The organism is Ferdinandcohnia jepli, from assembly GCF_047246645.1.
GTDB lineage: Bacteria > Bacillota > Bacilli > Bacillales > Bacillaceae_L > Ferdinandcohnia.
Map to the genome: position 1 here is coordinate 151,351 of NZ_JBFOKR010000009.1, position 23,491 is coordinate 174,841.

A 23,491-nucleotide genomic window follows, 5' to 3' on the forward strand; every position below is an offset into this window, starting at 1 on the left:
ATCTTATGCAACTATAGTTCATCTTACTGTCAATTTTTTCAGCTTTAAAATTCACACAAGTTGCACATGCATGAAATCTAGTACGGCTTGCCTCACACATCTAAAATCACCCTATTTGCTCTTTATAAAAGCTTTTTAACAAAGTACTAGCCTCTTCAAGACTCTGGGTGTCAATATCCTCTGATAAAAATTTCGTAGCACCATCAAAAAATTCATTAACCTCATGCAATGCTTTTTCTTTCAAAAATCCTACTGATTGACTAACCTCCGTGGAATAGGATTCTTGAAGAAATACTTGTTTCTCTTTAAGATAGGTATCTACCGGTGATTGTAATAATACCTCAATGGCATCTAGCATTTGTTTTTTCTCATTTTTTTCAAAAAAGGTCTTTGGACTTTTAAACAATGTCAATGCTTTTTTATACCTAGTCTTGTCTTCCTCTTCCAACCCGTTGTTAAATTCCAGTGACTTGAATTGATGATCAAGAGATTCTGAAATACTAAAATCAGCAGTTATATTTTTGATACTTTCATTAAAATAATGTAACTGTTGATGCAGCCTTTTTAAAATAAAAGATTCAATTCGTAATGAAGTAGCACGCATTTCTTGGGCTAAATCAAAACCTACAGATTCAAGCAATTCATCCAAGCATGATTGTAAAGCCTTTTTAATATCCCTGCCATCATCCCGAAGAGTTGTGGGATTAAATGCCTCTTTAAACATATCAGGTACCCTAAGGAAAATTCGTTGCTTAATATAATAACTGAGTTCGGTAATCTCTTGGTTGACCGATGTTACTAGTTCTTCTTCGTTTGCCTGTCTAATCAAAGCGCTAATTTTCTCATGTTCCTTTTTTACTGTTTGAAGTTTTATTTGCTTCGATTCTTTACTTTCATTTGCTGAAGAAATATACGAGTCAATAATGGTTGAAGCCCTCTTAATATCAACATATGCTTCATTAATAGCTACTTCAGTTAATTCATCAACAATAAAATCATGAAAATCAATTTCAAATTTTTCAATTCCTGATGATTGTAGAACGCCTCTTTCTTTTGTACTATTTTCATTTTGTTTTTCTTTAAGTGCAGCACGACTGGAAACTGTGTAAAGTCGCGGGAATCGAATTCCATAGCTAATTAGTTGAGATTCTACATAATCCTTTACATCTGCAAGCTCATCCATTGAGTTTGCTAAATCCGCTGCATTAATGATAAAGAACATTTTATCCATACTGAAGGTATCTTTTACACGACCTAGCTGGATTAAAAATTCTCGGTCCGCTTTTGAAAAGGCATGGTTATAATACGTTACAAACAAGATTGCATCAGCATTTTTTATATATTCAAAGGCAACGCCAGTATGTCTTGCATTAATTGAATCAGCACCAGGTGTATCAACTAAGGTAATCCCTTGTCTTGTCAAAGGACAATCATAATAAAGTTCAATCCATTCTACAAAACAAGCTTTTTCTTCGTTGGCAACAAAGTCATTAAAACCATCGATATTACTCGTCATTACGGTTCCTATAGCAGAAGAAATTGATTGGTAACCTTTAACAACCGCTTCGAGGAACGCAAAATGTGGCTTTTCCTTTGCCTCGATAGTAGAGATGTTTGTAATTTTGGATGTAATGATATTCAAGGAAGTTTCAATATTTTGTGCCTGTTCTCCAAATACATGTAATGAGTGGTTTATGTCATCTAATAGCTGCTGTTTCGACTTAAGCTTAATAAGAACCGTTCCGTGAGAACGTTCTTTGGTTGGAAAGGTAATTTTATTAATGGTTGCGGTTGTTGGATTTGGTGAAACAGGTAAAACCGCATTTCCCATTAGAGCATTGGCAAACGACGATTTACCAGCACTAAAAGCTCCGAATAATGCAACTGTATAATGTTTATTTCGTAGGCGATATGCCTTTTCTTTCATATCTTTAGCTATTAATGATAACCCAGTTATTGGAGAAATTAATTTATCTGCCTCTTCTAAGTGTGAAATTGCTTGTTCCGCCGTACTTTTTAGTTTTGTGTCCTTCTCAACCTGCTTGGTAGGCTTTTCTAAATTTCCTTCAATTTGCTGCTTCTGAAGATTTTGTAATACCTCTTCAGTTGATGAAACTTCAATATTATCAAGCTTGAGTTTTGATAATAACTCTTCAACAGTTTTTGAAGACATAGACTCTACATTACCATTCATTATATTTTGGAGTTGTGATAATTGTAGATTGCGAGCATGGTCAAACTTTTTTAGCTTTTCAAGTGCTTCTTGGTATTGCAAATAATTCGCCAGCTCCCTTGAAATCTCTTCCTTCTTATTAACTGCCTCTTTTTTTAGTTGAATTAAAATACTCTCAAAAATTGCTAAGGCTTGCTGTTTATATTTTTTCTTAATATACCGGCTTATGTCTTCTGTGTACGTTAAAATATACTCGCCAGTTACTCTTGCACCAGGTTTTACCAAACTTTGTAGATCCTCTGCCAGTATCTCAACTGAGATCTCATCATTACTCTTTTGATAGCGAGACAAGTTTTTGTCAGATATATATTTTGATAAATAGTCCTTTAGATGCCATTCTAACTGGGTAGATACTTTCTCTTTTACATCACTGAAAAAGATCTGTAAACGCTCATCTCGCTCTTTTTCCGTCTTATTCTTTGAAAATAGAAGTCCTACCTTAAACTCTGGCTGGACAGATTCAACGAATCGTTTAGCCAGTTCTCTTGTTTCAAAAGGCATTAGTATTGAATTGGATAGAATAGCGTCTACACCTTTTAGAAACTCTTCTTCAAGTTTTTTCTGTTCCTTCTCAAAGCTATCCCCCTGCTTTGAAAGTGTCTCAATTTTATGAGTAAGTTCACCTAATTCGCTTTGCGACAGAGTGGACAATTTTTCCTTGAAAACTTCAACTTCTGTAGAATTTTTATCATCTAAGAAACTAATATGATCAAGAATGATTTGTTTTGCTGAGTGATACACCCCATCCAGTAAAAGCTCATCCTTATTTTTTATCTTTTCATGAAGTAATTTTTTTACCTGTTGAAGCTCATTATATTGATGTTCATCATCTTTTAAGGTTGTATAATAGATATTTTGATAAGAAACGTTCCAATTTCTAAAAGCTTCTTCCACACCTTGCTTAAATGATTCGAAACTTAATTCAGATTCATTATGCTTATCCACTTGGTTAACTATTAAATAAAGCGGTTTATTTCGATCCGCCAATTCCTTTGTAAATTCGAAGTTCAATTCTGATAATACATGGTTATAATCCATTACATAAAACAGTAAGTCTGCCAAGTGTAATGCGGACTCTGTTGATATCCTATGTGCATCATCTGTGGAATCAATACCAGGTGTATCCATGATGGTTACATTTTCAGGTAACTGCATATCTTTATGGCTAATTTCAATGGAACCAATTGTTTCTCCATCTTTACAGTACGCCTTAATAACGTCATAGTCATAAGGAGCCGGATACTCAATTATCTTGCCATCATTGTAGTACACTCGAGCATATTCTCTACCGGTCTTAACCTTAACTAAGTTGGCACTAGTTGGTATCGGGCTTGAAGGTAAAAGATTTTCACCAATTAATTCATTAATCATACTTGATTTTCCGGCAGAGAAATGACCGGAAAACCCAATCATATATTCTGACTTATGAAGTTTTTCAATTAGTTGAAGAATTTTTTTCCCATTATCTTTATCTTCATTTTTATCAATTAACTCATATAACAAAGACATTCTATTTAAAAGTGCCTCTTTTGTTAGTTGTGTATGAATCTTCTCTGTTTGAATCATATCTAGTCCCCTTATATCCCTTTATCAATAACGCCCTGGCGATTGCACTTGAATTTTCAAGTTTGCTCCTAAAAATTAATTAATCGTGGCATCCTCCATAGGCATTTACTTCATTCTCTCGGGTTCTACCCCACTATTTAATAACGCTTATTTTATCATATAGAATTAGTGCCTTCTGTTGAATAAGTAAAAACTTATATGTAGTATTTTACTCTATTTATATTTGGTTTGACAAAGCAGAAAATTCAGAGCAAAAAAAGTATCTGCATGTGATATTTAATATAAATTCCCTCAAGTATGTATTAGAAATCACATCAGAAAATGCGATTTTCTATCAAAACAAGAACAAAAGCGGAAAGTGCTTGAAAAAAGGAACATCGACTAAAAGCCGCCACGTCCTGTGGCAACGTCGGCACTAGCATCCTGTGCGTCGGAACCCTGACGAGGAGGCTTTTGCCGCCGCAGGAGGGGTGATGCGACCTCGAGGTGCTTGGCGCTGGCGCTGGAAATGGATAACCCAAGAGGAAGTTATCCACATCGTAAACTTTTATAGTTTCCTAAAACATAATAAAAACCAGGTTATCACCTGGTTATATGAACGGAATTATTAGGATCTTTAACTATTGTTGGAAGTGCCCCGATAGTTGCTCCACTTTTCTTTTCTTAGGCTTATTAACATTTTGTAAAATATAGTACATTAAAAAGCTATAAATGCCAATCGTACCAATAATAAAAATAGAGAGCATACTTTCACCAACCTTCAATTGATAGTGATAATTATTTTCATTCAATTAAAATTTTACCAACAACTTTCACTATTTTCAATCTTTTTTTAACGTTCTCATAAATCCAAGTAATCTAACTGTACGACCTCCGACGTTTTGTTGATATTCAGTATGCACTTGCAATGCTTTTTCCTCAATTGGGATACGAACTGATAACACTAATGCATTTAGTAAGGTAAATATAGTGGCAGTATAGTACGCATCAAACAGTAACGGAATCAGTATGAATTCAATTGTAACTATAAAATAATTCGGATGCTTCATAAACTTGTATGGCCCCTTAGCACGTATCTGATTTGCTGGGAGGATTAATATTTTGGTATTCCAGAACATACCTAATGAATAAATAACCCAAATCCTTCCTAGCTGAGTTAGGAAAAATAGAAACAGTAGAAGCGGAAAGATGCTAGAGGCTCCTTTTTCAAAAATGGTCACCTCACATATCAACGACAAAAAAAACGAAAGATGCAGTAACACCATATATTTATAATGACGCTGTCCCACTTCATAACCGCCTTGATTGAGGACCTTTTTTTCATTTCTCTTCGCAATTCTTAGTTCAATCAATCTTTGCACTCCAATTAGCAAGATAACCACCCAAAAAAGCATTTTATGACCTCCACTGTAATAGGATTAATTCAGAGCTAAATCCTGGCCCTAAAGCTGTTACTAAGCCGTAATCACCTTCTACCCCGAGGTTATTCTCCATAAACTGCTTTAGAACGTACAACACTGTAACTGATGACATATTCCCATGCTTCTTGAGAACTTCTCTTGAGATCTCTGTCATTTCACCTGGCAAATCAAGTGAATCTTTATAGGCATCTAATACTTTTTTACCACCTGGATGAGCTATAAAATGCCGCAGTTTTTGTATTGTGATTTCATTTTTATGTAAGAACTCTTCTACATTTCCCTTTAGCCACGACCTGACAATTGAAGGGATGTCTTTTGAAAATATCACATATAAACCATTATTTTTAATATCCCAACCCATTACATCCTCTGAATTTTTCATAAGAGTAGATTGGGAGGAAATGAAAGTCGGTAACAATTCGAAATTGGAATAAGATGTGTCAGCTTCATCACCAATAATACACACACAAGCGGTACCGTCAGCGAATAAGGATGTACCTATCAAGTTACTTTTAGAAAAGTCATCCTTTTGAAAGGTCAGGCTACATAACTCAACAGCAACAACAAGTACTTTTGATTTCGGAAAAGCTTTACAATATTCAAATGCTCTGGCTAATCCCGCTGCACCACCAGCACAGCCAAGCCCCCATATAGGAATTCTCTTTGTGTGCGGAGAAAAGTTCATCTTATTCATGATCCTAGCCTCAATACTTGGTGTGGCGATACCAGTACTAGAAATAAAAAATATAGCTTCTATTTCACTACTATTTAAATTTCTTGAAAGTAACTTTCTATTTTCTAGACAATTTGTTATAGCTTTACTCCCAAATTCAATTGCATTTTCTATGTAGGCATTATTTTTTTCTACAAAGCTATGATCACTTGAATACCATTCTAAACTCTCACTAAAATATCTTTCCTCAATTTCGCCATTTGAGAACACCTTAATTAGACGATCTAAGTCTTTATATTTCTCCTTAAAAAGGTCCCTGATAAATTCAGTTGTTCTATCTTGGGTTATTTTGTTAGGTGGATTATGTATTCCAACTGAGATCACTTTAGGCATAACTTGACCTTCACATCCTTAAGAGACTATGTCAAGGTTACTTTTTCCAATTATGGAAAAAGTATTCTTATAGTCAATAGAAAATATGGATGTATTCCACAAAAATAACAAGCAGTCGATCTAGAACGAAATCTACGTTTATAATAGAAGGCTTCTACGTGACTCAACTCTTTCCCAAACTCTTCCCTCGGTAAGATAGAGGGCTTCTACGTGACCAACTCTTCGCCAGGTGAATTTCGTCTGAAAAAACGCATAAAAAAAGCCTTCCCAGTAGGGAAAGCTAACGTTTTAAAGGAGTTGTTATGTTGTTGTGCATTCTTAGTATAGCGTAAAAGTGACTTTCATTCACTAGTAAATTTATGGTTAAAAAAATAAGCCATAAAAATTTCATCGTCGAACACGCCGTCAATTAACACTTGATCTTTTTGTCTTCCTTCCTCTACAAAACCATATTTTTTGTAAAGTTGGAAAGCTGGTTCATTCGATGCAAAAACAGTTAAACAAAGTTTGTGTAACTGATGTGTTTCACACCACTTTATTGTATATTCCATGATTTTTTTGCCTATCCCTAACCCTTGGACCTCATCAATCAACCATGTTCGAAAAAGACCTGTATGACGTTTCATCGATATTTCACCACGAATAACCCTTGCAATTCCAACTACTTTCCCTTCACATTCAGCAACAGTGTACATATTTTCCTTGGCATTCATTTCACTTATGAATTGCTCTTCTTCAGTTGCTGTACGGGCTTTTTCTTTTTGTATGTATTTTCCTGAACTAATAATACCCTTTACAGCGTCTACTATTTGAGATGCATCATGTTGTTGAGCAGGCCGTAAAGTGACCTGAGAATGATCTTTTGCCGTAAATGTAGTATTCACTATACCTCGACTCCTTTCGGTTTATTATGTGTAAAAAAAGAAAAAGGAACACGCAATGTGCTCCTGTACAAATATCTATAAAATTTCTTTTACAATTTCTTCTCTCATATTATCAATTGCCTCAAAGTCCATTGCTTCTTTATAGTACTCCTCAAGCTTATCATGCAGCCTCTTTGCTTCACTTAAATAATTTGTCGCAATGGTCATTTTACTTTTATATTCCAGATTTAATTCATCGATCTCTTTTTTAAATGTATTTTCAATCTTCGGGTCCATACATAGCGTGAACATGTCAACGACTTCATCATGCTCACGGAAGGGATCAACGACATGGGGTGCTGTACCATCTACAACTGAAACACTTAACTTAGGAATGATAATCATGTCAATACTCTTAGGATCGAATGCACATAGATAGTATTCAACGGATAAACCATTCTGCTCAGCATGTTTGCCAATCTTTTTCATTAGTGTAGACTTGCCGCTTCCCGGTCTTCCCTTAATAATGTACCTTTTATCAAGATCTTCTGTAATATTATCTATAAAATTCACCGCACCCTTTGGAGTTGCCGCTCCAAAAAAACGTTTTCTGGTCGTAGGTTGTTCCTCACGCTCGATAGGTTCACTAAAAATCTTTTCAATTAAAGAATGTAAAACTCCATCTGCCTTTTTAAAGCTCATCGAAGAAACATAGATTTCCTCACGTTTTAAATGAACTTTCTTTGCTTCTGCAAAAGTTTGATACGCATTGGCAAAGCTTCGCGATATTTCATCTGTAAGTTCAATAATTGTTTCTCGATGGTTACTCAAATATCGATCATCCCGAAATTGACCAAGATCAATCACCTTTTCGACAACACCTGGATATCGCGGTTCAATTACATGGGGTGCTGTACCGTCTACAAAGCCTAATTTTCGCTTTGGAACAATAATCCCATCAATGGATTGATTATCAGATGAGCAATGTAAGTATTCAAGGTCATATCCTTTATCCATTAACACAAGTCCAATCTTCCTCATGAATGTGGATTTACCAGTGCCAGGCCCACCCTTTAAGATATAAAGTGTGTCTAGATTTTTTAACGCCTCATCGTATAACGAATAAAATCCTATGCTTGAATTGGAGCCTGCATAATAATTCTTTATCTTTGCCATATGTTATTTTACCTCCTTGTAGACATTAGCCTATATTAGAGTATGGCAAAGAGTGTTTGAGTGTGATTAAAAACCGTGAATCGTCATTCCACCGTCTACAAATAAAGTTTGACCTGTTACATAATTGCCTGCATCAGAAGATAAAAATACTGCCGGTCCAACTAATTCAGGAAGTTCTCCAATTCGTTTGATTGGAGTTACTGCCAAAATGTCATTAACATACTGCTCATCCTGTAATAATTTTTCTGTTAATGGTGTTTTGAAATACCATGGGCCAATTGAGTTAACATTTATTCCATACTGTCCCCATTCCATCGCAAGGACTTTTGTCATCTGGATAATTGCTGCTTTTGTGGCTGCATATACAACTCCAGTACGAAGGGCTACAGTACCAGCTACAGATGATATATTTATTATTTTACCGCCATGATTCTGTTCCTTCATAACCCTCCCAACCTCTTGAGCCATCATAAAAGCAGATGTTAGATTGGTATTCATTATGGTTTGCCATTCCTCATCTGTTACTTCAAGTGCTTTTGAACGAATATTCATGCCTGCATTATTGACTAAAATATCAATCTTTCCAGCTTGTTCAAGTACCCTTTCAACAGCGGAACTAACTTCCTCACGTTTGGTAACATCGGTTTTCACTATGTAAGCTTTCCTACCAAGGTCCTTTATTATTGCTGCTACTTCCTCTAAGTCTTGCTCTGTTCTAGACAATAAAGCAACGTCCGCACCTGCCTCTGCAAATCCAATTGCAATTGCTCTTCCTATACCTCTTCCCGCACCAGTTACTACTGCCACTTTATTCTTTAATTCAAATGATGGTAAATACATATACTTCTCTCCTTATTTGTTGTCACTTAACCGACAATATTTTTATATCCATTCTATTATTATTTCAACATATTAACTAGTTTTTCCTTTATAAAAAAAAATCACTATTTATTGCATAGTGATTTAATGTTGTTTCTTACCATCATTTTTATGAACATTTATATCAATTTGACTTATTTCTTCATTTCCACAAGAGTAACATCTTTCTCTGTTATTCACTAACAGCGTATGACATCTCGAACAATAATATCTGAGCATCGTAACACATCCTTTTTCATTAGAATATGTTCGGGTATGTTTGACTGACATATCATTTGTCACAAATTATACAAATCTCAAGCTACTGAAATGTGATTTATATCACTGTTTTTTAAACTTTACACTATTAATATAGTGATTAGATTAGGAATGAACAATTTGTGAATTCCCAGAAATCAACTGGAATTTATTAAATTGTTTTGTATTATGAAAATGTAAAAAATGTTATTTTTCATCTTTAAAGGAGGGTTATGGGAATGGCAAAAACTGAACTTACTAAATCAAAAATGAAAACAAAAATGAAAACCGAAGATGAGCGTACTTCCTTAAAAGGAACATTGGCATCTGTATTTTTACTTGGACTTTTCTTACTTGTTACATGGCTTGGTGTTTATTTCCTATTCATGGATCGGTTATAAGCAAATACTCAAGGGATAATTTTACTTAGAAGAGACCTATTAAAACATTGTAATAATAATATCGCACTACTAATTTATGAAATAATAATCCGAAAAAGAATTTGAAATTTGAAAGGGGAATAAGCCATGCACTTCCATAAGTTTGAAAAAATATGGCTGACGTTTGGAATTGGTATGTTAATCGTATTTTTAGGAGTTGTTGGTGTCGGTGCTTTCGCAATGGGTCACCAACCTGCAAGTAGTATTAAAACAATTGACCCAGAAAAAGTTAGCGAAACTGCTCCATTTGATAATCCTGGACTTATTCATATTGAAGGCAATAAATATGAACTAAATTTAGTAGCAGAAGCTTTTGCGTATACACCAAATACAATCCAAATACCTAAAGGCGCAGAAGTAACAATTAACGTAACAACAAAAGATGTTGTACATGGTTTTGCAATTGCTGGAACTAACGTAAATATGATGGTTGAACCAGGATATATCAGTACTTATACTCAAACATTTAAAAAGACTGGCGAGTTTTTAGTTTTATGTAATGAATATTGCGGAGCTGGACATCACTTAATGATGGCGAAGGTTGAGGTGACTGAGTAATGACAAACTCTAATGTTAAAGTGGATAAACGTGATGGAAAATTAGCTATGGCGCATTTTTATGTAGCATTTATTGCATTGTTTCTCGGCGGAACAGCAGGTTTGCTACAAACACTTGTACGTTCAGGTAAATTTACATTACCTGCTGGAATTGGTTATTATCAATTATTAACTGTTCATGGTGTATTATTAGCACTTGTACTTACTACATTTTTTATTATTGGATTTTTATTTGCAGGCTTAAGTAAGACGTCAGGAACACTTTCTCCAAAGGTCCGTTTAACTGGTTGGATCGGCTTCTGGACAATGACAATTGGTACTGCAGCTACTGCAGCTACTATACTTGTAGGTGAAGCATCTGTTCTTTATACTTTCTATGCTCCCCTTCAAGCACACCCTGTGTTTTATATCGGTCTAGCATTAGTAGTGGTAGGTAGTTGGATTAGTGGTTTTGCAATGTTTGCTCACTTTGGTAAATGGAAAAAATCAAATCCAGGTGCTGTAACACCTTTACTTAGCTTTATGGCTGTAATGACAATGATTCTTTGGTTAGTTGCAACACTTGGAGTTGCTGCTACAGTCTTAATTCAATTTATTCCATGGTCGCTTGGTATTGTTGACGAAATAGATGTATTAATTAGTAGAACTTTATTTTGGTATTTTGGTCACCCACTTGTGTATTTCTGGCTGTTACCTGCATATATGGCATGGTATGTTATCATTCCAAAAATTATTGGCGGAAAGATATTCTCAGATGCACTTGCAAGATTATCGTTTATTTTATTCTTACTTTTCTCGATTCCTGTTGGATTCCACCATCAGTTAACTGAACCTGGAATTGCACCGTCATGGAAGTATTTACAAGTAATTTTAACATTCTTAGTAATTATTCCATCTTTAATGACTGCTTTCTCTATGTTTGCTTCATTTGAAATGTATGGAAGATCAAAGGGAGCAACTGGTCTTTTTGGTTGGTTCAGAAAACTTCCTTGGGGAGATGCGCGTTTCTTCGCACCATTTATGGGTATGTTAATCTTTATCCCAGCAGGTGCTGGTGGTGTAATTAATGCTAGTCACCAACTAAACCAAGTTATTCATAATACAATCTGGGTTACTGGTCACTTCCATTTAACAGTTGCAACAACAGTATTACTAACTTTCTTTGGAATTGCATATTGGTTAATTCCACATTTGACTGGTCGTGTAATGACAAAGGCAATGAACAAGCTTGCTATTGTTCAAACAATTGTATGGACAATTGGTATGGCATTTATGTCAACATCTATGCACTTTGCAGGTTTACTTGGAGCACCAAGACGATCAGCTTACTCTACGTACGGAGATTCTGCTCAGGCTTTAGATTGGATTCCTTACCAAATTGCACAAGCTGTCGGCGGTACAATCTTATTTATTGGAATCATCTTAATCCTTGTGATTGTAATTAATCTTGCTTTCTTCGCTCCAAAGGGTGAAACTGAATTCCCTGTTGGTGAAGTAGCTGAAGAAGCTGAAAAGACTCCAATGTTATTGGAAAACTGGAAGCTTTGGGTAGGTATTTTAGCAGTTCTAATTTTAATTGCATACACAATACCATTTGTAGAAATGATTCAAAATGCACCTCCTGGAGCAAAAGGTTTTAAACATCTTTTATAAGGTAAGAAAAAGACTACTCAATTGGTTGAGTAGTCTTTTATTGTTAGTTATAGGTTATAAATAGCGCTATATTTTTCCTCTAGGTATTTTACCAAGTGCTCTGCATTTAGCCCTTCTCCGGTTACATCTTTAAGGATTTCTAACGGTTTTTTCAACTTTCCATATTGGTGTACATTTGTTGTCAGCCATTCTTTAATTGGTGTAAGATTTCCTTCTTCAAGTAATGTATCAAAGTTAGGCAATTCTTTTACCATTGCATTTTTTAACTGTGCAGCATACATGTAACCTAATGCATATGATGGGAAATACCCAAAACTTCCTCCTGCCCAGTGCACATCTTGAAGTACACCTTTTGCATCTGTTTCAGGACGGATTCCTAAGTACTCTTCGTATTTTGAATTCCAAATTTCAGGTAAGTCCTTCACTTCTATTTCGTCGTTAAATAGCCCTTTTTCTATTTCATACCGTACCATCACATGTAGTGGATATGTTAGTTCATCAGCTTCAATTCTTATGAATGAAGGTTTCGATTCATTAATTGCTTTATAATAATCTTCAACTTTAACATTATCAAATTGTCCATTTGCATATTGTTTTAATAAGTCATAGTTATTTTTCCAAAATGATAAGTTACGTCCAACAAAATTCTCATAGAAAAGTGATTGTGATTCATGGATTCCCATAGAAGTTCCTGAACATAAATTTGTACCTATTAACTCTTTAGAGATATTTTGCTCATAAAGAGCATGACCACCTTCATGAATGGTACCAAATACAGCCGTTCTAAAGTCCTGTTCATCATAGTTAGTCGTTACACGAACATCTCCAGGATTAAGACCTGTAGCAAAAGGATGTACTGTCTCATCTAAACGGCCAGACTGGAAGTCGTATCCCATTTGCTTAAGGATAGCCAAGCTTAACTCACGCTGTTTTTGCTTTGGAAACTCTTTAGATAAGAATGAAATTTCTGGTTTTTGAGTAGATTCTGATATCGCTTTAACCAAAGGTACAATTTTCTCTCTAAGCTCTGAAAATACTTTATCAATAACATCAACAGTTACCCCTGGCTCATACATATCAAGAAGAGTATTGTACTTGTTGCCCTCGTATCCCCAGTACCCAATAAATCTTTTAGTCGTTTCAACAAGTTTTTCTAAGTATGGACGGAATAAAGCAAAATCTGACTTTTCCTTTGCTTCCTCCCAGATTGATTCTGCCTTTGACTGAAGAATGACATACTCTTTAAATTCATTGGCAGGTATTTTCTTGTTTCGGTCATATTCTTTTTGGCATTCTTCGATCATTTTCTTCGTTACTTCATTAAGCTTGTCCTGTACACTTTCCTCAGATAGTTCTTTTAGATACGTACCCATTTCAGTCGAAGTAGACATTGCAAAAACTTCAGAAGATAACATACCGATAACTTCAGAGCGTTGCTCAACACCGTTTCGGGGAGCACCTGTGCGTAAATCCCAGTACATTAGCCCAATTGCTTCGTTATAACTCGTCATTTTTTTTACAAGTTCAAGAAAATTCGATTCAATTTGTTGTATTTTTTCAGACATAACAACTACCTCCTATAACTTTCACTATACAATAAAAATACTTCATTAAAATACTATTTTTTTGAAGTTATCTGCATTTGTTGCTTCAATTTCGTTTATAGAGTATTTGGTTCAGTTGGTAAAACCTTATTAATCTTCTCGATAACTGACTCCTGAACTCCCTCATCAAGCAAGATACTTACAATACCGCTATCACCACTAGATCGAACCAGTCTACCTACTCCTTGCCTTAGGCGAAGCAGCATATATGGAAGGTCCACATCTTCACATGGATTTGCAGCATTCCTTCGTTTCGCCTGAAATACTGGATCATTTGGAGGGTAAGGAAGTGACCATATAATAACATTTGATAATGATGGACCTGGGATATCTAAGCCTTCCCATAATGAAACTGAACATAAAATACTCTGCTCATCATTTTGAAAGATTGAAACAAGCTTACTAATTTCCTGGTCACCTTCAAATAGTAATTTATATTCTGTCAGTTTATTTACTTGTTTAAATGCAAGCAGTTCTTCCTTTGAATTAAATAATAGTAATGCTCTACCATCCGATTTTACGATTTCCTTCTCTACATACTCCAGCTTCTCTAAAAAGCCTCGTTCACCTAATGAAAACATCGGCATTTGTATTTGCATTTGGTTCTCATAGTCAAATGGAGATTCCACCGAAAACGATTGATAGTTTTTAATACCCAAACTGCTGGCAATATAATCAAATGATTTATTTTCTGATAATGTCGCAGAAGAAAATACAAAAGGAATTCTTTGTGAAAACACTTTTTCACTAAGTATTTTCTCAACTGCTTGAGGCATGATTACTAAGGTATGGCTATCTCCTTCCGCCTCTACCCAGGTTATCACTTCACTTTCACCAGTAAAAAGCTTTAGAGAATATTCCATTTGGTCTAAGTACTCGTCAACAATATGTAGTTCGTACTGGTCAATTGTATATGTCTCCGCTTCAAATACTAGATTGTTTCCAATTTCAACAAGTGATTTATAAAGATTCTTAGCATCTTCAATTAATTCATTTGTAAAATTAACCTGCATTCGGTTCGAACCTTCTACTTTACGACTGTTACTCTTTAGACTCTCATAAAAAAATTCATTTTGCTCCAATGTCGTCTCAACTAATTGTGCAAATTCTTCTCGAATGTCATTTTCTAATAGCCTCGTTAGAAGTGATTCTAAGGTGTTTTCTTTGACACGATATGTAAGTGCTTTTTGAGCCGAAAATTCTAGTAAATGACCTTCATCAAAGATAACACAGCTGCTATCCGGTAAAAATGGCAATTGTCCCTCTCTTTTTCTGGCATCCATTGTCCAAATATGCTCCATATAAAAATCATGAGAACAGATAATAAGGTCGACCGCTTTTCGATAATGGTCTCTTGATAGAGTAAGACCACATCTATGTCTCATATCACATGAAAAACAATCTTGAAAATGGTCATAAGAAATTCTTGTCCATTCTTCATCAGTCAACTCCGGATAGGTTTTTCTATCACCGTAATGATGGAAAGCTTGCATTGTTGAATGGTTTGTAACAAAACTTGGTAACTCTTCATAAACCTTTGCAATTCTTTCATTAGGCATCTGACGATTTGTATCATCTAGCTTCCGTAAGCAAAGATACTGGTCCTGAGCTTTTGCTAGACGAACATCAATTGCTAAATCTAGTGCATCCGCAATCTTTGCAATATCCCCTTCTGGCTTTACAAGCTGTTCAATTAATGATTCGTCAGCACAAGAAATAATGGCTGGTTTACGGAAATACCTAGCATAACAAATTGCATATAATAGATAAACAATGGTTTTTCCAGTGCCAACTCCGGCTTCTGCAAAAACAATGGCTTTATCTTTAAATGCCCTTTCAAGCTGAAAGGCCATAAATATTTGTTCATCTCTTAATTCAAAGCCCTTTTCGGGTAGAATGTCATAAAAAACATCACCGACCCACTCATTTAATTTATCAAAGAAATTTTCATCCTTAGATATTTGAAAGGGTAACCTTTCACCAATCATTTAAATAACCCCCAAAACCAAAATACACGCTAATTGTTAATTATCTACTACAGGAGATTGTAAGTCAATTACGTAAACATGTGGAAATTTATTATACATTATCCTATTCATTTATGTCAGTATGTCTTATTAATCAAAGAAACTCACCTTATGGTGAGTTTCAGTTTTAAGATTCACTTACTTGTATAACGTAGAAAATCAACTTCAATTGATGTTGAATGGGACATCGCATTTAACAGGTTTTGTTTAGCATCTGAAATCGACTCAAGAGGAGTTATTTCTTCCCCCATTTCATTTTGCAGTACTTTATATGTACCGTTTAATGCCTGCTCTATTCTTTTGAAATCAATATAATTCATTCTAGTTCACTCCTGCAAATATTGTTGACACCAATACAGTATATGCTCTTGAGGATTGAACTATTCGAAAAAAATTATTGATTTCTTGGTGGTCGCTTACCCCAAAATTGATAATAATCTGTACGTATAAACCCATTAAACAGCTTTCGTTTTTTTGTTGCTGGTTTTCCATAAAATTGTTCGAATTCCGGATGAGAAGTTAACATGTAAACAGACCATGTTTCATATTTCCGCAGAGCTTCACCCATTTGCTTATACATTTGCTCGACCGCCTTTTTCTCGCCAAGACGTTCTCCATATGGCGGATTACCTACTATAACACCATATTCTTTTGTAGTGGTAAAATCCTTTACCTGCATCTGCTTAAAGTTAACTATATCCCCAAAACCAGCTTCTTCTGCGTTATCCTTCGCAATTTGTATCATACGATGATCAATATCAAATCCGCTAATATCGAGTTCCTGATCGTAGTTCGCAAGGTCCTCAACCTCTTGTCGAGCTTCATCCCATGCCTTTTTGCCAATCCAATCCCACTTTTCAGAGACAAAATCACGATTAAAGCCTGGTGCAATATTTTGTCCGATTAAGGCTGCCTCAATTGGAATGGTTCCTGAGCCACAAAAAGGATCTACAAATGGCTTGTCAGGGGTCCAATTAGTTAATAATACGAGAGTCGCTGCTAATGTTTCCTTTAAAGGAGCCTCACCTTGGCCAGCACGGTAACCACGTTTATGAAGTCCGACACCAGAACAGTCGATAGTGAGAGTAGCAATATCCTTATGTAGAGCAACTTCGATTCGGTATAATGGACCAGTTTCCTCAAACCATCCTGATGTCTTCTTATAGTATCTTTTCATGCTTTCAACTACTGCCTTTTTAACGATACTTTGACAGTCTGATACGCTAAACAGCTGTGATTTCACCGATTTACCAATAACAGGAAACTCTCCGTTTTCAGGTATATAATCTCCCCAATTAATAGCTTTTGTTTTTTCAAAGAGTTCATCGAATGTCGTTGCCTTGAATTCGCCAACCTTCAGTTTTACACGATCCGCAGTGCGTAACCAAAGATTAGTTCGACAGATCGCCTTTTCATCTGCTTCAAATATGACTTTTCCGTTTTCAACGGTACAATCATAACCTAGATCTTTAACTTCTTTTGCTACAAGAGCCTCAATTCCCATTGCAGCTGTTGCAATAAGTGTTACTTTTCCCATAAATTTCACCCTAACTATGTACTCAATTGTATATGTACAAGAATAAAGAAACTCTGTCAGTAAAGCAAGGACACATTCTTGTATAATATCATTTTTAAAAACTTCATTTCCTTTTAGAATACAAAAAGCTCTCCGACTGGAGAGCTTCGTTACTATTCAGATATCATTCATCAATAACGTTCTGTAAGCCATGTTTTGTTCCTTCGTACTACAATCGGCGAAAAGCCTCGTACTCCGGTGGTAATCATCTATCTACAGACGGTAAACCCGTCTGTCCTTCTCTTCGTTCATTTCCTAAGAGAAAGTGCCCCTACCATAATTTGGGTTTCTCGCTCGTGGGGTTTACCTCGTTCCACTCTTGTAATTTCTTACAAGACTCCGTCACTGTGGCACTTTAAAGGTAGTCAAACCATATCCAAAGGACTTAGGTTTTTTCCCTGCCGTTAGCCCAGTAATACCAGACTACCCTAGCTTATTAATTGGCTAGGCACGAACACTACGGACATCTCAGCCCGTGCGAGCATGGACTTTCCTCTGCAAAGCAAGTTTGCAGCGATTACCCGAACGTTATTAATGTGTGCATGAATTAGTATAGTAAAAATACAACACAATTGCAATAGCATTGTTACTAGTAAATATTCACATCAATCATATAATTTACTACCAAAGACATGCTTTTCCAAATTTGATAAACGCTTTAAGATATCAAAATTTGTTGTGCCTGTTTGCGTTTGTGGTTGTTTCTTAAATGAATCTTCCACTTGTCGTTTTAAACGAAGATTTTCTTGTTGTAATTCTTCAATTTCTTGATAAAACACTTCGTAATCTTTAATAATAGTATCTAAAAATTTATCAACTTCTTCTTGCTTATAGCCCTTCATGCCTGTTTTGAATTCTTTTTCTAAAATATCTTTAGCGGTTAATTTTATTTTGTCTGATAACATACTTTTCACCTCGATACACTTTCCCCATTATTCCTATTCTATTTTTTCAAAAATTTCTTAGATTGTCAATTTATCTTTCTGTAGAGTTCTTTGTTTTCTCTTGTGAGAATGAAAAATTGATTTGAGCTTTCATTTGATTTGAAAATATCTACCTTGAATCCACTAAAGATGAGGAAATGCTTTTTCTTTTTGGGAACACCAAGCATTCTTCAGTAGATTCTGTTGAATAAAGCAATAATCAAAAATCATTGTTCGCAAGTTGTTCTTCCTCAACAATTGTTTGAAGGTCGTATCCATTTATAGTTATTAATTCATAGTCACCGTTCTCAGCTCTTTTTTTGGCATCTGCATATATATATTTTGGACTGCCTTCATTTTCTTCATCATATAAAACTAAAAGTCCGTCACTTTTTTCAAGGAAAAATGTATTTTTCAAACGGAACTGTGATGGATTATCATATTTTCGATTTGTAATGCTATTAATATAATCCGCCTGTGACAAAATAAATTGGTAATACTCCTTATTCGTTTCATTCCAATTTTCTTCTTGATCTAAGAATGGTGTGATAACAGCCAACTTAAGTTCTGGATATAATTCCTGCAGTTCATATGAAACTTCTGCCCCCCATAATTCAACCCCTAACTGGCCGCTAATGATTACCCATTCAAGTCCTTCTTCCAGAAGAGGTATGAGCTGTTTTCTTAATGCCGTTTTTATATATCCTACTCCTGGATGGTTCTGTCCAAATATTCCGAGTTCAAATGGCTTATATCCTGTAATCGCTAGTACCTTTATCATTCCATACTCCTTATCCTTTTGCATTTTTGGAATATTGAAGTTTTAAATGTTCTCAAAAATTATGTAGATCGAAATATACAAAACCTTGAATGGCTTTTGCTTTCCAAAAAATCACAAGTAAGTAAAACAGGAACTTATACAGTTCCTGTTGTCTTTACACTATTTGTCTTACTTACATTTCTGCTCATAACAACTAACTTCTTTTATCTACCAAAGAATGGCCCCGGTGGTCTTACTCCACAATTAAAGTGTTGATGTGAAACTTCATTTGCTACAGACTCCGTGTGTGGATAATAGTGCATATGCTGGTACATATGATGATTTACATGTTGAGTATGTGATGGATGAATGTGTGGCACAATTGTTGTTTGACAGTGATGCTGAACACAGCATCTTGTTGGATGAACAATAGGTTGCATTACATGTGGTCTTCCATTCATTTTTTATATCTCCTTTCCTTCATCTGCTTTCACTAATAGCCTATGAAGGAAGGTAGATACATGTACTAATCAAAACACCTATTTTTTATGAAAAAAAGGCATACGAGCCATCACGAATTCCTGAAAGTAATAAGACAATTAATCCTAGGACAACAAAGTAAAGAAATAAGATCTTCTTATACATTTGATTTCCCTCTCCATCTAAAATAATATATCTTTACACAAAACATTATTTTACATGGTATTACAATGTTCTACAATGACAAATGAAGGAAGGAACAAAAGTTCACAATATCGACAAACTTTCGCGCGAAAAACCACTAATCCTGCGCTTACCCGGGTAATATTTTCTTACTATTCCGAAGTTTTCTAGCTAGTCTTGTAATCCTCTTTTCAAGATCCTCTCCTTTTGAGTCAGTTTTGCTATTATCTTTGTAGCTACTTTTCCATTTTATGAAGGCACTTTGCGCAAAATTCCTTGCTCTCTCATAATCTTTTTCATGATGTTCATAGAACTTTGCTAATTCGATACTAGCTGTTATGAAGTCCTTCTCACTTCCGGTTTCAGCAACATGTTGAAAAAGTTCAATTGCATCATCTAACTTTCTCTGTTTTTTATATAGAAAGGCTAGTGCAAGCTTGGCTTTGCTTTCATCCACTTGTTTATTTTCGACAACTTTTTCATATAACTTTTCTGCTCTTGCCGTTTCACCCAATGCCTCTAACCATCTAGCAACCTCGTAGGTTTCTGAGTTTTCGTTATTTTGCTGTGATAAGACTACAACACCTGACAAATGTATATACAATGTTATAAGTGAAAGGATATCAATTTCATTATGTTTCATTACTCCAAAAATCCCATCTGGAAGCTTATTTTCAACATAATCAAAATATAGGATAGGTGCTAAATATCCTGGAACATCATCTTCTCTTGTTATTTCCAAAATGTGTTTTTCGACATTTGCTAACCTTACTGATTCTAGTTTGTTTTTCCATAGCCGTCTAGCAGCATGATATAGATCAAAATGGCCAAAGTCAGGTAGCTTAGGGAGCGAATCCCGAATTAGTGTATGTCTTGTTTTAACTTGCGGCCAATCAAATGATTTTCCGTTATATGTGACAAGTGTAGTATAATCGACACTTGATAAAAAACTTTGGTATAATGCAATTTCTGCACCTGGATTAGGTAAAAAATGCTGAGTTAGAATAACCTTGTCATTTTTTACTCTTGCATGACCTAACAAAAATATTGTATTTCCAGTGCCGCCCCCTAGCCCAGTTGTTTCAGTATCAAAAAAGAAAAGATCTGAAGCTTTATGTCCTTTAGAGGATAAAGGGTGCTTTATCTCAGAAGAATTCCACATATCAACAACATCATTTAATTTCGAAAAATGATATAGACCGTGTAGATAATCTAATGGGTACTCCACTGTCCTTACAAAGCAGTAAGATCCCTCAAAGTAGAATGGCTTTGCGCCAAATTCCTCCCATTTTTCTAAATAAGGAATCTCATTATTGTCTACATGTAACACAGCTGGTTCTACTTCTGCTTTTACTTCTTCCTTTACAATATGACTTTTTAAACGATTAAGTTTACCCTTTAACGACATAATTGAAGCTCCTAACTTTTCCGTTTGTTACGCGGGCTTATTAGTACCTTGCTTTAATTTGGTTATCAGTGTAAGTGCGTCTGTTTTTGCTCGTTCGTGAAGTACATCTGTTCCTATACATGACGGGCAGCCAGATTCACACGCACAGCTAAGAATCATTTCTTCTGACTCTGTGAGAAGTCGTTCCATGATTTCATATACCTTTTCGCTTAATCCAATTCCTCCTGGATAGCGATCATATAAAAAGATAGTAGGCTGTTCATTATGTGCAGCCTTGACTTGAGGTACAACGTGTAGATCTGAAGGATCACACATTGTTAATAATGGAGCAACATGTTTAAGGACATTTGCTACCCCAACAAGTCCTTCTTCGATTCTTTGTTCACTGATACCCTCTAGTTCACTCTTTTGTAAGCTAATCCAGGCTGAAGATGTATGAAGTTCTTCTTCTGGCAAATGAATAGGCCCTGAACCTATGTTTTCGTGTGTTTCAAATTTAATTTTTTTGAATATTGTAGCCATGGCTTGAACGGAAACATCTCCGAAAGCAATCTCTATTGTATCTTTTGTTCTTTGTTTATCAACCTCTAATACCTTTAACTGTACTGCAAGGTTTGCATCTGTAAAATAATCAACATCTACTTCCCGCACGAAAGCTTTCTTTTCTTCCCAATCCAGTTTTTCGACTTGATATTGGACTCCTTGGTGCAGGTAGATTGCCTCATCGTGTAATAGCGTCATTGCACTAAAACGATCCATCTCTCCTATCACCTTAACTGCTGCAATATCAGATTGATCAATTATAACAACATTTTCCTGTGATGCTGAACGTAAACTAATGTTATGTGCCGGGAAAGAATCATTCATCCAGTACCATTTATCACCGTTTTGATGTAGAACACGTTCCTCTGTTAAGAACTCTAAAATATCTTCTAAATCCAGTTCACCAAATGTATCTCCCTGTTTAAACGGAAGTTCATATGCTGCGCATTTAATATGATCGATTAAAATGACAAGATTATTGGGATTAATTCTTGCTGTTTCAGGATTACGACTGAAGAAATAAGTCGGATTTTGAATCATATATTGATCCAAAGGGTTAGAACTGGCAACCATAAAAATCACGGCTTCACCTTGACGTCTTCCTGCTCTTCCAGCTTGCTGCCAAGCGCTTGCAATCGTCCCTGGATAGCCAGTCATGATACAAACCTGCAGTTGTCCAATATCGACACCGAGCTCAAGTGCGTTCGTAGAGACAACTCCATAAATATCTCCATTTCGCAACCCCTGTTCAATCTCACGCCTTTGTTTTGGCAAATATCCTCCACGGTATCCTCTAATTGCTTTTTGGCCCAGCTTGTGTTTAATCAGTTCTTGTAAATAAGTTAGTATTATTTCAACTCTCACCCTACTCCTAGCAAAAACAATTGTTTGGATTTTATTTTTCAAGAATTCGCTTGCTAATCTTCTAACCTCTAAGGTTGCACTTCTTCTAATATTAAGTGGTTTATTTACAATTGGAGGATTATAAAACACAAAGTGTTTCTTCCCTGTTGGGGCTCCATTATTTTCTATGAGTTCCATTTTTGTTCCCGTTAAGTTTTCAGCCAATTCCTTTGGATTTGCAATTGTTGCAGAAGTACACATGAAAATTGGATTACTGCCATAGAACTCACAGATTCTCTTTAATCGTCGAATTACGTTTGCTACGTGACTACCAAACACACCACGATATGTATGTAGTTCGTCTATCACAATGTATTGGAGATTTTCAAACAGAGATACCCATTTTGTATGGTGTGGAAGGATAGCTGAGTGGAGCATATCTGGATTTGTAATCACAATATGCCCTGCTTTACGAACCTTTTGTCTGATATTTGCAGGAGTATCACCATCATACGTATAACTATTAATTGCAACGCCCATCTCTTCAATTATTTCATTTAGTTCACTTTTTTGATCCTGAGCTAACGCTTTTGTAGGAAACAAATATAATGCTCGAGCCTGATCATTTTCGATAATTTTCTGAAGAACAGGTAGGTTATAACATAATGTTTTTCCAGAGGCAGTTGGCGTAACAGCAACGAAATTTTGCCCTTTTTTCGTTGTTTCGTACGCTAAGTGCTGGTGAGTATATAACTGTTGAATTCCTCTTCTATGTAAGGCTTCTTTTAACCTATTATCTATTGAATTTGGCATTTTTACTGTTTTAGCCGATGTAGCCTCTATTGTGTGCCAATGAACAATGTTTTCTGCATATTTTGGATTTTCTCGCACAATATCAATTACTTCTTGAATGTTTTTCCGAAAGTTCATTTTTCATCACCTCAGATTTCTACTATTCATTTTACAGAATAAACGTTCGTTTTTGAAGTGATTTAGTAGAAAGTATAGTTGGTATTTTTTGCGTTAGGGATACCAACAAGTTATAGGTAAACA

Annotated in this window: 19 protein-coding genes and 1 other RNA gene; 3 read left to right on the top strand and 17 right to left on the bottom strand. The window is 35.4% G+C overall.

The genetic code is table 11. The features are described from left to right. Positions 1–106: 106 nt before the first annotated feature. The 7 genes from AB3M96_RS11470 to AB3M96_RS11500 all read right to left on the bottom strand — a co-directional run bounded on the left by AB3M96_RS11470 (position 107) and on the right by AB3M96_RS11500 (position 9,165). Positions 107–3,799 (bottom strand): dynamin family protein, encoded by a 3,693-nt coding sequence (locus tag AB3M96_RS11470; protein WP_412967744.1) that lies wholly within the window; start codon positions 3,797–3,799, stop codon positions 107–109. 620 nt (positions 3,800–4,419) lie between these two features. Further along, the gene (locus tag AB3M96_RS11475; RefSeq protein WP_412967745.1) at positions 4,420–4,590 is read right to left on the bottom strand and encodes a hypothetical protein; all 171 of its coding nucleotides are present in this window, start codon (positions 4,588–4,590) and stop codon (positions 4,420–4,422) included. 30 nt (positions 4,591–4,620) lie between these two features. Then, on the bottom strand, positions 4,621–5,193 hold the full coding sequence (locus AB3M96_RS11480; RefSeq protein ID WP_412967746.1) for an isoprenylcysteine carboxyl methyltransferase family protein: 573 nt from the start codon (positions 5,191–5,193) through the stop codon (positions 4,621–4,623). A 1-nt stretch (position 5,194) separates the two neighbouring features. Continuing rightward, positions 5,195–6,286 carry a type III polyketide synthase gene (locus AB3M96_RS11485; protein ID WP_412967747.1) on the bottom strand — a complete coding sequence of 364 codons (1,092 nt, stop codon included), beginning with the start codon at positions 6,284–6,286 and terminating at the stop codon, positions 5,195–5,197. Between the two features lie 341 nt (positions 6,287–6,627). Next, the gene (locus tag AB3M96_RS11490; RefSeq protein ID WP_412967748.1) at positions 6,628–7,170 is read right to left on the bottom strand and encodes a GNAT family N-acetyltransferase; all 543 of its coding nucleotides are present in this window, start codon (positions 7,168–7,170) and stop codon (positions 6,628–6,630) included. Between the two features lie 75 nt (positions 7,171–7,245). Beyond that, complete coding sequence (locus AB3M96_RS11495) at positions 7,246–8,325, bottom strand: PRK06851 family protein (RefSeq protein ID WP_412967749.1); 1,080 nt, start codon at positions 8,323–8,325, stop codon at positions 7,246–7,248. A gap of 66 nt (positions 8,326–8,391) precedes the next feature. Then, positions 8,392–9,165, bottom strand: coding sequence for an SDR family NAD(P)-dependent oxidoreductase (locus AB3M96_RS11500; RefSeq protein WP_412967750.1), 774 nt, complete (start codon positions 9,163–9,165; stop codon positions 8,392–8,394). Between the two features lie 515 nt (positions 9,166–9,680). Here AB3M96_RS11500 and AB3M96_RS11505 point away from each other — a divergent pair. The 3 genes from AB3M96_RS11505 (at position 9,681) to AB3M96_RS11515 (ending at position 12,091) form a co-directional block, all read left to right on the top strand. After that, positions 9,681–9,842 carry a cytochrome c oxidase subunit 2A gene (locus AB3M96_RS11505; RefSeq protein WP_412967751.1) on the top strand — a complete coding sequence of 54 codons (162 nt, stop codon included), beginning with the start codon at positions 9,681–9,683 and terminating at the stop codon, positions 9,840–9,842. A 126-nt stretch (positions 9,843–9,968) separates the two neighbouring features. Beyond that, entirely contained in the window at positions 9,969–10,439 is a 471-nt protein-coding gene (locus AB3M96_RS11510; RefSeq protein WP_412967752.1) for a cytochrome c oxidase subunit II, read from the top strand. Continuing rightward, positions 10,439–12,091, top strand: coding sequence for a b(o/a)3-type cytochrome-c oxidase subunit 1 (locus AB3M96_RS11515; protein WP_412967753.1), 1,653 nt, complete (start codon positions 10,439–10,441; stop codon positions 12,089–12,091). The genes AB3M96_RS11510 and AB3M96_RS11515 overlap by 1 nt, the downstream gene beginning before the upstream one ends. A 47-nt stretch (positions 12,092–12,138) precedes the next feature. On the opposite strand, the gene AB3M96_RS11520 is transcribed toward AB3M96_RS11515, so the two are convergent. The 10 genes from AB3M96_RS11520 to AB3M96_RS11565 all read right to left on the bottom strand — a co-directional run bounded on the left by AB3M96_RS11520 (position 12,139) and on the right by AB3M96_RS11565 (position 23,368). Continuing rightward, entirely contained in the window at positions 12,139–13,656 is a 1,518-nt protein-coding gene (locus tag AB3M96_RS11520; RefSeq protein ID WP_412967754.1) for a carboxypeptidase M32, read from the bottom strand. Between the two features lie 95 nt (positions 13,657–13,751). After that, positions 13,752–15,683, bottom strand: a complete 1,932-nt coding sequence (locus AB3M96_RS11525; RefSeq protein ID WP_412967755.1) for an ATP-dependent DNA helicase — start codon at positions 15,681–15,683, stop codon at positions 13,752–13,754. A gap of 173 nt (positions 15,684–15,856) precedes the next feature. Continuing rightward, a complete protein-coding gene (locus AB3M96_RS11530; RefSeq protein ID WP_412967756.1) occupies positions 15,857–16,042 on the bottom strand; it encodes a hypothetical protein in 186 nt (61 codons plus the stop codon). Between the two features lie 74 nt (positions 16,043–16,116). Continuing rightward, on the bottom strand, positions 16,117–17,259 hold the full coding sequence (locus AB3M96_RS11535) for a THUMP domain-containing class I SAM-dependent RNA methyltransferase (protein ID WP_412967757.1): 1,143 nt from the start codon (positions 17,257–17,259) through the stop codon (positions 16,117–16,119). A gap of 179 nt (positions 17,260–17,438) precedes the next feature. Continuing rightward, positions 17,439–17,827: RNase P RNA component class B (gene rnpB / locus AB3M96_RS11540), an RNA gene on the bottom strand. 76 nt (positions 17,828–17,903) lie between these two features. Continuing rightward, positions 17,904–18,203 carry a cell division regulator GpsB gene (gpsB, locus tag AB3M96_RS11545; protein ID WP_412967758.1) on the bottom strand — a complete coding sequence of 100 codons (300 nt, stop codon included), beginning with the start codon at positions 18,201–18,203 and terminating at the stop codon, positions 17,904–17,906. Positions 18,204–18,441: 238 nt separating this feature from the next. Beyond that, positions 18,442–18,999: an SLOG family protein gene (locus AB3M96_RS11550; RefSeq protein WP_412967816.1), complete on the bottom strand. Its 558-nt coding sequence runs from the start codon at positions 18,997–18,999 to the stop codon at positions 18,442–18,444. 206 nt (positions 19,000–19,205) lie between these two features. Continuing rightward, complete coding sequence (locus AB3M96_RS11555) at positions 19,206–19,442, bottom strand: CotD family spore coat protein (protein ID WP_412967759.1); 237 nt, start codon at positions 19,440–19,442, stop codon at positions 19,206–19,208. Positions 19,443–19,774: 332 nt separating this feature from the next. Continuing rightward, positions 19,775–21,052, bottom strand: coding sequence for a ribonuclease H-like domain-containing protein (locus AB3M96_RS11560; RefSeq protein WP_412967760.1), 1,278 nt, complete (start codon positions 21,050–21,052; stop codon positions 19,775–19,777). Positions 21,053–21,079: 27 nt separating this feature from the next. After that, on the bottom strand, positions 21,080–23,368 hold the full coding sequence (locus AB3M96_RS11565; protein ID WP_412967761.1) for a DEAD/DEAH box helicase: 2,289 nt from the start codon (positions 23,366–23,368) through the stop codon (positions 21,080–21,082). Positions 23,369–23,491 lie beyond the last annotated feature (123 nt).

Coding starts and splice junctions, on each gene's coding strand:
- AB3M96_RS11565 (WP_412967761.1), bottom strand. CDS start 23,368: ATGAACTTTCGGAAAAACATTCAAGAAGTAATTGATATTGTGCGAGAA.
- AB3M96_RS11560 (WP_412967760.1), bottom strand. CDS start 21,052: ATGTCGTTAAAGGGTAAACTTAATCGTTTAAAAAGTCATATTGTAAAG.
- AB3M96_RS11510 (WP_412967752.1), top strand. CDS start 9,969: ATGCACTTCCATAAGTTTGAAAAAATATGGCTGACGTTTGGAATTGGT.
- AB3M96_RS11495 (WP_412967749.1), bottom strand. CDS start 8,325: ATGGCAAAGATAAAGAATTATTATGCAGGCTCCAATTCAAGCATAGGA.
- gpsB (WP_412967758.1), bottom strand. CDS start 18,203: ATGTTATCAGACAAAATAAAATTAACCGCTAAAGATATTTTAGAAAAA.
- AB3M96_RS11505 (WP_412967751.1), top strand. CDS start 9,681: ATGGCAAAAACTGAACTTACTAAATCAAAAATGAAAACAAAAATGAAA.
- AB3M96_RS11525 (WP_412967755.1), bottom strand. CDS start 15,683: ATGATTGGTGAAAGGTTACCCTTTCAAATATCTAAGGATGAAAATTTC.
- AB3M96_RS11535 (WP_412967757.1), bottom strand. CDS start 17,259: ATGGGAAAAGTAACACTTATTGCAACAGCTGCAATGGGAATTGAGGCT.
- AB3M96_RS11555 (WP_412967759.1), bottom strand. CDS start 19,442: ATGAATGGAAGACCACATGTAATGCAACCTATTGTTCATCCAACAAGA.
- AB3M96_RS11480 (WP_412967746.1), bottom strand. CDS start 5,193: ATGCTTTTTTGGGTGGTTATCTTGCTAATTGGAGTGCAAAGATTGATT.
- AB3M96_RS11515 (WP_412967753.1), top strand. CDS start 10,439: ATGACAAACTCTAATGTTAAAGTGGATAAACGTGATGGAAAATTAGCT.
- AB3M96_RS11470 (WP_412967744.1), bottom strand. CDS start 3,799: ATGATTCAAACAGAGAAGATTCATACACAACTAACAAAAGAGGCACTT.
- AB3M96_RS11530 (WP_412967756.1), bottom strand. CDS start 16,042: ATGAATTATATTGATTTCAAAAGAATAGAGCAGGCATTAAACGGTACA.
- AB3M96_RS11520 (WP_412967754.1), bottom strand. CDS start 13,656: ATGTCTGAAAAAATACAACAAATTGAATCGAATTTTCTTGAACTTGTA.
- AB3M96_RS11485 (WP_412967747.1), bottom strand. CDS start 6,286: ATGCCTAAAGTGATCTCAGTTGGAATACATAATCCACCTAACAAAATA.
- AB3M96_RS11500 (WP_412967750.1), bottom strand. CDS start 9,165: ATGTATTTACCATCATTTGAATTAAAGAATAAAGTGGCAGTAGTAACT.